The organism is Georgenia wutianyii (assembly GCF_006349365.1).
GTDB lineage: Bacteria > Actinomycetota > Actinomycetes > Actinomycetales > Actinomycetaceae > Oceanitalea > Oceanitalea wutianyii.
Window position 1 is genome coordinate 420,333 of sequence record NZ_CP040899.1, and the last position, 12,665, is coordinate 432,997.

Below are 12,665 nucleotides of genomic sequence, written 5' to 3' on the forward strand. Positions count from 1 at the left end.
CGCCGACGGCGGTGCTAAAGTTGGCGATGCTCAAGGGGCTATGGCGCAGTTGGTAGCGCGTCTCGTTCGCAATGAGAAGGTCGGGGGTTCGAATCCCCCTAGCTCCACCAGCAGAGGCCGCCGATCCGGACACCGGGACGGCGGCCTCTCGCGTTTCCCGGACACCGTGCGCGGGCCGCTGGGAGAGTGTGCCCATGGCATCCGCGCAGACGCTCAGCGAGGCCGAGCGGCGCCGGGTGGCGCTGTGGGCGGCCGACTGCGCGGAGCGTGTCCTGCCGCTGTTCGAGGCCGACGCCCCGCAGGACGGCCGCGTGCGCGACGCCGTCGAGCGTGCTCGAGCCTTCGGCCGTGGCGAGCTGGACGCGGCGGGTGAGATCCGACGCAGGTTCGTCGCAGGGCGCGCGGCCGGGGCGGCGAGGAGTCCCGCCGCGGTGGCTGCCGCGCGGTCCGCCGGGCAGGCCTCGGGCGTCGCGCACATGGGCGCCCACGCCCTGGGAGCGGCGGCCTATGCAGCGAGGGCCGCGGCTCTCGTGGCGAGCGACCCGGAGCAGGCCCGTCGCGACGAGATCCGCTGGCAGCTGGACCACATGACGGCTGAGGCCCGCGCCGCGCTGTCGCGCCTGCCGCTGCTCGGGCAGGACCCGTCCGGGCCGCTCGGGCAGGGCCTCCTCACGTCGAGTGCGCTCGCCCCGACCATCCGGGACATCCAGGCTCGGCTGAGCAGCCCCGCAGCCTCCGACTGACTAGCCGGCCTGCGTGAGCCCGAGCAGCCGGTACCCGGCCTCGGCGATCGCCCGCTCGAGCTCGGCGTCGTCGAGGTCGGCCAGGTCCGCCTCGATGGCGGGGCCGACGAGCCCGCTGAGGAAGATGCTCACCCGCACGAGCGCGGGGCCGTCGCCGTCCGGCCCGGCCAGGGTGTCGCGCAGGCGCTGGAACGTGCGGGCGTGGTCGGGCCGCCCGGCGGACAGCGCGGCAGCGGCGACGTCCTTGAGGACGACGGCGTAGAGCTGGCGGTGGGTGACCGCCTGGCGGGCGAGCCCGTCGACGAGCGCCGCGGCGCGCCGCTCCACGGGGAGGACGCCGACGGCGGCGAGCAGCTCGTCGAAGGTGCGGACGGCCGGGTGGAGCACGGCCTGGACGATCTCCTCCTTGCTGCGGAAGTGGTAGTACACCGCCGCCTTGGTGACGCCGAGCTCCTCGGCGATCATCCGCAGCGACGTCCCGGCCACCCCGTGGCGCGCGAACAGCTCCAGCGCGCAGGACCGGATCCGGTCCGCGGACGAGTCCCCTCTCGGCACGGTGCCACCTCCCGGCCCCATTGTGGTACCAGTTTCCCCTTGCCGATCGACTAGTACAGTGCGGAGCACGAGGTCAGCAGCCGTTGGGGCAGGCCCCCACGGCCCGATTCAACGAGGAGCACCCGTGAGCAGCACGCCAGCAGGACCGCGAGCCCAGGACACCACCGTCGACGTCCTCGTCGTCGGCTCGGGAACGGGCATGGCCGCCGCACTCTCGGCCCGGGACCAGGACATGTCGGTGCTCGTCGTGGAGAAGACCGAGTACGTCGGCGGGTCGACGGCGCGCTCGGGCGGCGCCTTCTGGATCCCCGGCAACGACACGCTGCGCTCCGAGGGCTCACCCGCCACCCCGGAGATGGACCGCGACTACGTCGCCGCCGTCGTCGGTGACACCTCCTCCCGCACGCGCTGGCAGGCCTTCCTCGACCACGGACCGGACGCCGTCGCGATGCTCGCCCGCACCACCCCGATGGAGTTCTTCTGGGCCCGCGGCTACTCCGACTACCACCCGGAGAAGCCCGGCGGCTCGGCCCTCGGCCGGTCCTGCGAGTGCCACCCCTTCGACGCCTCGGTGCTCGGGGACGAGCGTGGCCGGCTGCGGCCCGGCGTCGTCGAGGCGCCCGTCCCGATGCCGGTGACGGGGGCGGACTACAAGTGGATGAACCTCATGACCCGCACCCCGCTGCGGTCCCTGCCCCGCATCGTCAAGCGTGTCGTCCAGGGCCTCGGCGGCAAGCTCATCGGCCGTGAGTACACGGCCGGCGGGCAGGCGCTCGCGGCCGGGATGTTCGCCGGGCTCATCGGCGCCGGCGTCCCGGTGTGGACGCGTACCTCCCTCGTCGAGCTCCTCACCGACGGCGGCCGGGTCACCGGCGCCGTCGTCGAGCAGGACGGCACCCGGGTCACCGTCACCGCGCGCCGCGGCGTCGTCCTCGCGGCCGGCGGCTTCGACCACGACATGGCCATGCGCCACGAGTACCAGTCCCCGCGCCTGGGCCACTGGAGCCTGGGCTCCGAGGGCAACGAGGGTGACGCCATCGCCGCCGGCCGGGCGCTCGGCGCGGGCGTCGACCACATGGCGGAGGCCTGGTGGTTCCCCGCCGTCGCGCCGGTGGGTGACGGTGAGCCCTCCGTCCTGCTCGCCGAGCGGTCGCTGCCCGGCTCGATGATCGTCGACCAGACCGGCAGCCGCTTCATCAACGAGGCGACCGACTACATGTCCTTCGGCCAGGAGATCCTGCGCAGGGAGGCCGACGGGTCCCCGGTCACCGACATGTGGCTCGTCTTCGACCAGCGCTACCGCAACAGCTACGTCCTCGCCGGCGGCGTCTTCCCGCGGATGCCGCTGCCCAAGGCCTGGTACGACGCCGGGATCGCCGTGCGCGCCGACAACCCCGGGGACCTCGCCACCGCCATGGGGGTGCCGCAGGCCGACTTCGCCGCCACCGTCGCCCGGTTCAACGAGATGGCCGGCACGGGGATCGACCACGACTTCCAGCGGGGCGCCAGCGCCTACGACCGCTACTACGGCGACCCGACGGTCACCCCCAACCCCAACCTGCGGCCGCTGTCCGGCGGGCTGTACGCCGTGCGCGTCGTGCTCTCCGACCTCGGCACGTGCGGTGGCCTCACGGTGGACGAGCGGGCCCGCGTCCTTCGCGAGGACGGGGACGTCGTCCCCGGTCTGTACGCCATCGGCAACACCGCGGCCAACGCCTTCGGGGACACCTACCCCGGCGCCGGCGCGACGATCGGCCAGGGCCTGGTCTTCGGGCACCTCGCGGCCCTGGACATGGCCGCCGCCCTGTAGGACGAGTACGCGGGCGGGGTGACCGGGCAGCCCGGTCACCCCGCCCGCGGGCGTTCCCAGGTGAACGGCTCGAAGTCGGGGTCGGCGGTGTCCCAGGACGGGGCACGGAACTGGTAGACGAGGTTGGGCAGCGCGTACATGACGAGGGTCGCCGCGACGAGGATCCCCACGTAGAGGCCGGGGCTGCCGACGTTGATCTGGTCGGGCGGCACGAAGCTGAGGACGTAGGCGAGCGAGGACGCGAGCAGGCCCGCCCCGGCGACGACCCACACGAGGGTGTTGGACCGGCCCAGCCGGAAGGGCCGGGGCCGGTCGCGCTGGGTGTAGCGCAGCCGGATGACGCTGGTGAACATCAGCAGGTACACCGTGAGGTAGAGGATGTTCGCGAGCTGGTTGAGGATCTGGTAGGCCGACTGCACCGAGGGCAGCAGGACGAAGAGGATCGAGACGAGGGTGACGATGCACCCCTGGAGCACCATGATCGTCACTGCGGCGCCGTGCCTGTTCGTGCGGTGGAACGCCCGGGGCAGGTAGCCGGCCCTGGCCACCGCCAGCAGACCGGTCGACGGGCCGGCCGCCCACGTCGTGACGTTGACGAGGACGCCGACGGCGAGCATGACCGCGAGGACCGAGGACGCCCACGGGATGCCCGCCCACCGGAAGACGTCGATGTAGGTGACGAGGATGGCCTCGGTGAGGTTAATGTCCCGCCGGGGCACGATCCACGCGATGGCGAGCGCACCGAGGACGAAGACGAGCACCGTGACGATCGCGGAGAGGAAGATGGCGATCGGGTAGTTCCGGGTCGGGTTGTCGACCTCCTTGACGTGGACGGCGTTCATCTCCATGCCGGCGTACATGAGGAAGATGCTCGCGGCGAGCACGACGGTGCTGAGGCCGGCGAAGTCGGGCAGGAGCTCGCCCCAGGCGACGTCCATCTCCGGGACGTTGCCGGCCACCGCGTAGGCGACGGCGAAGCCGACGAGCACGGTGATCGGGACGAAGACGCCGACGACGCCGCCCCACTTGGCCATCGTGGCGTAGCCGCCGGTACCCCGGAGCGCGACGAGCAGCGCGATCCAGAAGACGACGAGCACGACCCCGAGCACGAAGGCGGGGGTCCCGGCGAGGCTCTGCGCCTCGGACTCGTCGGGGTTGATGTAGGCCAGGGCCACCGCCCCGAAGGTCAGCGACGTCGGGACGAACACGCACACCTGGACCCACAGGAGGAACATCGCCATGAAGCCGAGCCGGCCGCGGAACGCCTCGCCCACCCAACGGAACACCCCGCCCTTCTCCGGCCAGCCGGTGGCGAGCTCGGCCGCGACGAGCGAGACGGGCACGAGGAAGAAGACCGCCGCGAAGAGGAAGTACGTCACAGAGCTCAGCCCGTACTCGGCCTCGGAGGGGAGGTCGTTGAGCGAGACGACCGCGGTGATGTTGAGCAGTGCGAGCCCGAAGACGGTGATCGTGCCGGAGGCCTTCGTGGGGGCGCGCCCTGAGCTCGCAGACACCGCCACCCCCCGACGTGACGCGCAAAAACCAGGGTCCCCGGCCGCGGACCCGGCCCGACCGCCTCGACGCTACTCCCGCCCCGAGGACCCGCAACACGGCCCCTGCGGCCGGGTCGCGGGAGGAGAGATGCGCGGATCCGCGGGAATGAGGCGCATCTCACGTGCTTGGGCGGTCGCGCGGCCTCGCCGCTAATCTGCTCGACCATGACCGACCACCCGAGTCCTTCCACGCCGGGCGGCGCCACCGAGACGCGTGAGGACGGCCGCCGGCCGGAACGCGCCGGTGAACGCGTGCGCCGGGCGATCCGCACCGCCACCACCGAGCCCGCCTTCGGCATCCACCCCGGCCTCGTGCCCGGCATCAGCGTCGAGGACACCGGCGTCCGCTTCCGCACACGGCGCAGCGTCTTCGTCGTCGCCCTCCTCGTCGCGCTCGCCGTGCTCGTCTGGGCCATCGCCGCCCCCACCAACCTCAACGACGTCGGCACGAGCATGCAGAGCTGGGTCGTGGCCCGCTTCGGCTGGCTGTTCAACGGCACCGTCGTCGCCATCGTCATCTTCATGCTCGTCGTCGGCTTCGGTCCCACCGGTCGCATCCGGCTCGGCGCGGACGACAGCACCCCGGAGTACTCGACGGCGTCGTGGATCTCCATGCTCTTCGCCGCGGGCCTGGGGATCGCCCTCATCTTCTACGGGCCGCTCGAGCCGCTGAGCCACTTCCTCACGCCCCCGCCGTGGACCGACGCGCAGGGAGGCACGCCCGAGGCGATCCTGCCCTCGATGGCCTCCTCCTTCCTCCACCAGGCGACCTTCGCCTGGTGCATCTACGCGCTCGTCGGCGGCGCCCTGGCCTACGCCTCCTTCCGGCGCGGCCGCCTGCCGCTCATCTCCTCGCTGTTCGAGCCGGTCTTCGCCGACGGCAACCACCGCGTGCTCGGCAAGGTCATCGACATCTTCGCCGTCCTCGTCACGCTCTTCGGCACGGCGACCTCGCTGGGCATCGGCGCCCTGCAGATCCGCACCGGCACCTCGATCGTCACCGGGCAGGAGCTCGGCACCCCGTTCGTCGTCGTCACCATCAGCGTGCTCACGGTCGTCTTCACCTTCTCCGCCGTCGCCGGCATCAAGAAGGGCATCCGGCTGATGTCCAACGCGAACATGACGCTCGTCGTCGTCCTCGCCGTCTTCGCGCTGCTCGCCGGACCGACCTTCTTCCTCCTCGACCTCTTCCCGGCCTCGCTCATCGCCTTCGCCGGCAACCTGCCCGACATGCTCGCCGTCTTCGCGGGCCAGGGCGCCGAGCAGCAGGAGTACCTCACCGCGTGGACCACGCTCTACTGGGCGTGGTGGATCTCCTGGTCGCCCTTCGTCGGGATGTTCATCGCCAAGATCTCCAAGGGACGGTCGCTGCGGCAGTTCGTCGCCGTCGTCGTCTTCGTCCCGTCGGCGATCTCGCTCGCCTGGTTCACCATCTTCGGCGGGACCGCGATCCGGATGAGCCTCGACGGCGTGGGCCTGGGTGTCGAGGGCGCCGGCGAGAACGTCATGTTCGACGTCCTCGGCAACCTCCCCCTCAGCCCGGTCATGTGGGTGCTCTGCCTCGTCGCCATCGTCATCTTCTTCGTCACCGCGGCGGACTCGGCGAGCAACGTCATGGGCTCGATGTCGCAGTCCGGCCGTCCGGTCCCCTCTCGGTCGGTGACGATCGTGTGGGGCGTGGCGCTCGGGCTCCTCGGGCTGTTCCTGCTGCTGGCGGGCGGCCAGAACGCGCTGTCGGGTCTGCAGGCGATCATGGTCACCACCGCGCTGCCCTTCACGGTCATCCTCATCGGGATCATGGTGGCCTGGGCACTGGACCTGCGGCACGACCCGATGATGATCCGCCGTCGCTACGCGCTCGCCGCGATCCGTCAGGGTGTGCGCCGCGGCATCGACGAGCACGGCGACGACTTCGTCTTCGACATCGCCCAGGTGGAGGGGGACGAGGGAGCGGGTGCGGGCTTCGAGAGCGACGACCCCGCCCTCACCCAGTGGTACACCGACTCGGCGCTGCGCGAGGTCGAGGAGGAGCTGCCCGACAGCGTGGCCGGGCGTCAGACCGACGGCTGACCTCGAGCGGGTGGACGAAGGGGCCCGGGCGCGCACTGCGCGCCCGGGCCCCTCGTCGTCGGTCAGCCGCTGAACGGCACCCGGCGGCGGAAGTCGGTGGCGACCTCGTCGAACGTCAGCCACTCCACCCCGTCGTGCCCGGAGATGTAGTCGAAGATGCGCTCGAGCATGAGCAGCACCTGCGGCCGGCCGGAGACGTCCGGGTGGATGGTGAAGGGGAAGACGCCGTAGTCCATCTCCCGGTAGACCCAGTCGAACTGGTCCTTCCAGAGCTGCTCGATGACCTGCGGGGCGACGAAGCCGTGGGAGTTGGCGTTCGCCTTGATGAACATCATCGGAGGCAGGTCGTCGACGTACCAGTTCGCCGAGATCTCCACGAGGTCGACCTCACGGCCACGCATGAGCGGCTTCATCCACTCCGCGGCGTCCTTGGAGTAGTCGACGTGCGTCCACGTGTCCCCGACCCGTGCGTAGTACGGGCTGAAGTCGTCGTAGCTCTGGGAGTTGTCGTAGGAGAATCCGTTGTCGAGCAGGAGCTGGGCGGTGCGCTCGCTCATCTCCCACCACGGCGCGACGTAGCCCGTCGGTGCGCTGCCGGTGAGCCCCTTGACGAGCTCGATCGAGCGCCCGAGGACGTCGGCCTCCTGCTGGGCGGTCATCGCCACCGGGTTCTCGTGGCTGTAGCCGTGGCAGCCGATCTCGAAGCCGGCCTCCGCGACGTCACCGATCTCCCGGCGGAAGGTGTCGATCGAGTGGCCGGGCACGAACCACGTGGCGGGCAGCTCGCGCTGCTGGAGGAGGCGACGCAGGCGGGGGACGCCCACCTCGCCGGCGAACATGCCCCGCTGGATGTCGTTGGGGGAGTCCTGGCCGCCGTAGGAGCCGAGCCATCCGGCCACCGCGTCGACGTGGACGCCGATGCAGACCTTGATGTCCTTGGCCATGGGTAGTTCCTCTCTCTCGCTCAGTGGGCCGTGCGCGTCACGGGCTCCCCGGTGACATCCTCCACCGGGCCGGAGGTCCGGCCGCGCAGCGCGTAGTGGAGGACGACGTGGAGGACGACCGTGATGAGGAGCGCGGCGATGCCCGAGGAGAAGCCGAACGGCAGCGGCCAGACGTACTGGAACAGCAGGCCCAGGGTCGCGCCGACGAGGAAGGAGATGACGCCCGGCCACCGCACCGCCGGCTGGCGGCGGTAGGACTCGGCGGTGAACTCGTTGCGGCGCACGAGGTAGTAGTCGGCGAGGATCGGCCCGACGAGCGGGACGAAGGCGGCGCCGAGCACGGTGATGAAGTCGACGAAGAACAGCTGGTAGAAGGCCAGCGAGCCGAGGATCGTGCCGATGACGCCGACGATGAGGACGATCTTGGTGCGCTTGACCCGCACGCCGAAGGCGTTGAGCGCGGGGCCGGTGTAGAGGGAGTTGGAGTACAGCTCGGAGTTGTTCGTCGTCCACAGCGAGGTGGTCCACACGATGACGCCGATGATCGCGAGCAGGATGCCGCGGTCGTACATCCAGTTGACGAAGTTGGAGTCGCCCGTGGTCACGGCGCCGATGTAGCCGACGACGTTGAGGACCGGGTTGGTGAGGATGAAGCACGCCCCGGCGCCGATGAGGACCGCGCCGACGTTCTTCGCGTAGCGCATGATGTCCGCGCCCATGATCGCGCCGGCGATCCAGGCGCCGACGACGATCGTCACGCCGGAGCCGAAGCCGAGGCCGGACTGGGTGGAGGCGGTCTCGACCATCGTGCCCCAGCCGCCGTTGTCGGAGAGCATCCCGGCGCCGACGCCGAGGGCGACGATGAGGACGAACGGTGCCACCGGGATGGCGACCTTCTCGATCGCGGCGATGCCGCGGTAGGCGGTCCAGGTGAACAGGGCGCCGAAGGCGATGCAGCTGAGGACGACCTCGAGGCTCACCGGGGCGACGTCGGGACGTCCGAAGGAGGCCGGGTCGATGACGGTGATCCCGGTGGGGTTGCCGAGGAGGCTGCCCCAGATGTCGGCGATCATGCCGAGGATCGAGGCGAACCAGCCGAGGGTGAGGAGGGCCATGACGACCATCGGGACCGCGAAGCCCTTGCTCCCGAAGGAGAAGCGGGACAGCAGCGCGAGGTTGAAGCCGGTGCGCATGGCCGGGATGCCGAGCAGCACGGTGAGGGCGAAGAGGATGAGCTCACCGGTCGCGATGGTCGACATCGCGAGCCCGAACGGCATGCCGGCGGCGCCGCCCTGACCGGCGAGCTGACCGCCGACGATGAGGCCGGTGACGACGAAGCCGAACCCGACCCAGACCATCGCCAGCCCGAAGGTGCCGCGTCGCGCCTCCGGCGGGACTGGCTCGAGCATGTACTCCTCGTGGTCGTGCGCGGTCTCCTCCGGCACGACGGCTCCCTTGGTCACACTTTCCTCCTAAAGGATGAGCAAATACCACGTCCATGCGTGGTAATTGCGGAGCGTACTCCCTGGAAGATGACAACCGTGTGACGCGTCCGGGAACGGCTCAGCGAGCGGCGTCGTGGCCCGCCGTCTCGCTGCCCTCGCGGGCCGGACCCGAGCCGGCAGCGGATGCAGGTGGTCCCTCGGCCGAGCGGGGTCCGGCGCGTGGCGCTACCGCTCCTTGGGTGAGCCCTCGACGAGGTCCGCGCTGCTGTCGGGCTGGTAGACGCACAACCACAGCGCCCCGGGCCGTACGGACGCGGTGAGGGTGCGCCGCGGTTCGATGACGTCGCCGTCGAGCTCGCAGGGCTGCTCCCGGTCGCTGGTGACCGTGATTCGCGAGCCCCGGAGCACCTCCATCCGGCGCACGCGGTCGCGTCGGCGCAGGACGCCCCACGCGAGGGCCGCCCAGTCGGAGAGGTGGCGGGGGCTGAGGATGGCGACGTCGAGCCGGCCGTTGTCGGGCTCGGCATCCGCGAGGAGGCGGACGCCGCCCTGGAGGCGACCGACGTTGCCGATGATGACGGTGCGGGCGCGCCGCCGGAGGGGCGGGTCGTCGTCGACGCGGATCTCGACGTGCATCGGACGGTCGCGCAGGTGCTTGAGCGCGGAGAGGACGTACGCGGGTGAGCCGATGCGGGCCTTGAGCGTGGTCGAGGCGTCGTCGAGCAGCTTCGCGTCGAAGCCCATGCCGGCCATGACGGCGAAGAGCTGACCGTCGACCTCGCCGAGGTCGAGGAGGTGGCGGCCGCGGTCGACGGCGAGCCGGACACCCTCGGCGGGCTCGTCCGGCAGGCCCAGGTTGGCCGCCAGCAGGTTGCCGGTGCCGGCCGGCAGCACGGCGAGCGCGGCCTCCGTGCCGGCCAGGCCCTCGATGCACGAGCGAACGGTCCCGTCCCCACCGCTGACGAAGACGACCTCGGCACCGTCCTCGACCGCCCGGCGGGCCTGTCCCGCCCCGGGATCCTCCGGGGTCGTCTCCAACCACAGCGGGGCCGGCCACCCCGCCTCGGCCAGTGCTGCCTCGATGGTGGTGCGCAGCTCGTCGAGGTTCTCGACCCTTACCGGGTTGACGACGACGGCCGTGTGGAGCGGGCCGTCGCGCTTGACGCGCTGCCGGTCGGCAGGGTCAACGCCGTCGCTCAGGGTCGGACCACCCGTCGGGTCGCGCGGCTGGTGTTCGTGGGTCACGTCGTCAGTATGTGCGCTGAAGGATGCCGGGGCGCGACGGGCGAAGAAGGGGGTCCGTGGGCCGGTGTGCCTCAGCCCCAGCGCGCGGTGTCAGCTGCCGGTCAGCGGGTGGGTGCGATCCCGCGGTGCTTCCCGACACATGGGCAGGTCCCCGGACTGCGTCAGTGCGGCCGGTGCTCCTCCTGGGCGCGGTCGAGCCGCTCGTCCAGGCCGATCCCCACGAGGTCGTAGTCGTCGGGCTCCTGGCCCTCGCGCTCACGGATGCGCCAGCGCATCAGACAGAGCATCGCGAAGTCGGTGCCCGAGAAGCCCGGGCCTTCCTCGTGGGCGAGGATCCCGCGCGTCACCCAGCCCAGGGCTCGGCGGTCGTCGCCGTGGTCGGCCCACACGTCGGCCATGTACTCGTAGGTCGCGGCGTCGGACGGTCGGCTCCGGCGCAGCTCGGTGTCCAGGACGAGCGCCTGCTCGGTGTCACCCCGCTCGAGCAGCAGGGCCATGAGGTGGGAGCGGGGATCGAGCTCGCTGACGCCCTCGGCCACGACGGCCCGGCGGTAGACGACCTCGGCGGCCTCCGGGTCCCCGGCGAGCTCGAGCTGCTCCCCCGCCGCGGTGAGCAGCTCACGGGCGGAGAGCTCGTCCCTGGGGTGGGGGTGGTCGCCCCACTCGATGAGCTGGTCGGCGACGCGCCGGTGGTCGGGCGTGGAGAGCTCGAGCTCGTCGACGTCGTCCTCGGAGATCGGTGAGCGCATGTGCCCGAGTCTAGGAGGAGCGGGGGGCGTCGGCGTGTGTCTCGCCGAGCAGCGCCCGCACCTCGAGGGCGAAGGCGAGCTGGAGGCGGGCGCGCGGGTCGTGGAGGTCGGTGCCGGTGAGCTCGGCGATGCGTACGAGGCGGTGCTTGAGGGTGTTGTAGTGGATGTAGAGCTGTCGGGCTGCCTCCGCCGCGTTGCCCAGGCCCAGGTAGACCTCGAGCGTGCGGCACAGGTCCCCGCCGGTCTGCTCGTCGTGCCGGACGAGGTCCCCGACCTGCTGCTCGACGAACTCACGCAGCTGTTGGGGCGGTGCGGCGAGGATGAGCCGTTCGAGGGTGAGGTTCTCGTGGCGCACGGCGGCCTGCCCCGTCAGCTGCGCGACGCGCAGTGCCTCCTGCGCGGCGCCGTGGCTGGTGGCCAGCGCGGCCGGCTCGGCGACGACGGACCCCGCCGCGACGGTGACCGGGCCGCCGCCCAGGCGGGTGAGCTCCTCCTGCCAGCGACGCTCCGGTGCCCGCTCCCACGTGGACACCCCGGTGATCGCCACGACGGCACGCCCCCGGCACCACGCGAGCGCGTCGGGGCCGAGCGCCCGCTCGGCGGCCTGGGCGACCGCGGTGTCGCCGAGCTCGGCACCGCACGTCGCGAGGAGGACGGCGTGCGGCCCGTCGAGATGCCAGCCGAGCAGGCGCGCGCGCTGGCGCAGCGCCCCCTCGTCCATCCGCGGCCCGGTGACGATCTCCTCGAGGAAGAGCACCCGCAGCCGCCGGTCGAGCTCGATGCTCGCCAGCGCCTGCGCCATGTGCATGCCGGCGGCGAAGCAGGACTGGCGGATGATGCGCCGCTGGCCGAGGGTCGGCTCCTGCTCCCCGCCGACGACGATCTCGCCCCGGCGGGCGCCCGCGACGCTGATCGCGAACCGCCACCGCCGGGAGTCCTCCGCCGTCCCGGTCGCGGCCGGACCCGCCGCCACGGTGTGCAACGACGTCGCGTCGCTCGCGCCGAGGACCACGCCCTCCTCGTCGATGACCGTCACCGGCCGGTCGAGCGCCCCGGCGAGCGTGCGGGCGATCTCCCGCAGCCCGCCGCCGCTGAGCGCGACCCCGGTGAGCCGCTCGCGGATCGCCTCGGCGCGAGAGGGCTCGGCGCCGTAGTCGGCCAGGACGACGGCGAGCACGGCTCCGATGACCTCGTTGAAGGAGGTGTGGTCCGGGACGATGAGGACCGGGAAGCGCAGCCGTTCGGCCGTCTCGCGGAGGTTGTCGGGGAGCCGGTCGAGGTAGCGCAGCGGCTTGATCGCCAGGCCGGCGAGCCCGCGGGCGGCCAGCTCGGGCAGCATCTCGACGAGCCGCTCCGGGCGCTCGCGGACGGGGTAGCCCGTCGTGAGGAGGAGCTCCCCGGCCGTCACGTACGGCTCGATGTCGGGGACCTCCATGACGTTGACGCCGGAGACCGCCCGGTCCAGACCGTCCGAGCCCCCCAGGACGTATGTCCCGGCCAGGGGTGTCAGGGTCATGATCTCCCGGACCGTCACGTGGCTCATTGCATCCC

General features: G+C 71.8%; 10 protein-coding genes and 1 tRNA gene. 4 read left to right on the forward strand and 7 right to left on the reverse strand.

Annotated features, from left to right (window positions below):
- The first annotated feature begins 34 nt into the window (after positions 1–34).
- Positions 35–110, forward strand: a tRNA-Ala gene (locus tag FE251_RS01970).
- Between the two features lie 84 nt (positions 111–194).
- Complete coding sequence (locus FE251_RS01975; RefSeq protein ID WP_139071924.1) at positions 195–743, forward strand: putative immunity protein; 549 nt, start codon at positions 195–197, stop codon at positions 741–743.
- Here FE251_RS01975 and FE251_RS01980 read toward each other — a convergent pair whose 3' ends face one another.
- A complete protein-coding gene (locus tag FE251_RS01980) occupies positions 744–1,298 on the reverse strand; it encodes a TetR/AcrR family transcriptional regulator (protein ID WP_168202622.1) in 555 nt (184 codons plus the stop codon).
- A gap of 124 nt (positions 1,299–1,422) precedes the next feature.
- On the opposite strand from FE251_RS01980, the gene FE251_RS01985 reads away from it, so the two are divergent.
- Positions 1,423–3,108: a 3-ketosteroid-delta-1-dehydrogenase gene (locus tag FE251_RS01985; RefSeq protein WP_139947612.1), complete on the forward strand. Its 1,686-nt coding sequence runs from the start codon at positions 1,423–1,425 to the stop codon at positions 3,106–3,108.
- Between the two features lie 35 nt (positions 3,109–3,143).
- On the opposite strand, the gene gadC is transcribed toward FE251_RS01985, so the two are convergent.
- A complete protein-coding gene (gene gadC / locus FE251_RS01990; RefSeq protein WP_139947613.1) occupies positions 3,144–4,622 on the reverse strand; it encodes a putative glutamine/gamma-aminobutyrate antiporter GadC in 1,479 nt (492 codons plus the stop codon).
- Positions 4,623–4,826: 204 nt separating this feature from the next.
- Between gadC and FE251_RS01995 the strand changes: the two genes are divergently transcribed.
- Entirely contained in the window at positions 4,827–6,731 is a 1,905-nt protein-coding gene (locus FE251_RS01995) for a BCCT family transporter (protein ID WP_139947615.1), read from the forward strand.
- Between the two features lie 62 nt (positions 6,732–6,793).
- Here FE251_RS01995 and FE251_RS02000 read toward each other — a convergent pair whose 3' ends face one another.
- The 5 genes from FE251_RS02000 to FE251_RS02020 form a co-directional block, all read right to left on the reverse strand.
- Positions 6,794–7,675 (reverse strand): polysaccharide deacetylase family protein, encoded by an 882-nt coding sequence (locus tag FE251_RS02000; protein WP_139947617.1) that lies wholly within the window; start codon positions 7,673–7,675, stop codon positions 6,794–6,796.
- Between the two features lie 20 nt (positions 7,676–7,695).
- Positions 7,696–9,138 (reverse strand): purine-cytosine permease family protein, encoded by a 1,443-nt coding sequence (locus FE251_RS02005; protein WP_218013584.1) that lies wholly within the window; start codon positions 9,136–9,138, stop codon positions 7,696–7,698.
- 207 nt (positions 9,139–9,345) lie between these two features.
- The gene (locus FE251_RS02010) at positions 9,346–10,365 is read right to left on the reverse strand and encodes a diacylglycerol/lipid kinase family protein (protein ID WP_230976508.1); all 1,020 of its coding nucleotides are present in this window, start codon (positions 10,363–10,365) and stop codon (positions 9,346–9,348) included.
- A gap of 161 nt (positions 10,366–10,526) precedes the next feature.
- Positions 10,527–11,114, reverse strand: a complete 588-nt coding sequence (locus FE251_RS02015) for a tetratricopeptide repeat protein (protein WP_139947619.1) — start codon at positions 11,112–11,114, stop codon at positions 10,527–10,529.
- Positions 11,115–11,124: 10 nt separating this feature from the next.
- A complete protein-coding gene (locus FE251_RS02020) occupies positions 11,125–12,657 on the reverse strand; it encodes a PucR family transcriptional regulator (protein ID WP_139071275.1) in 1,533 nt (510 codons plus the stop codon).
- Positions 12,658–12,665: the final 8 nt, after the last annotated feature.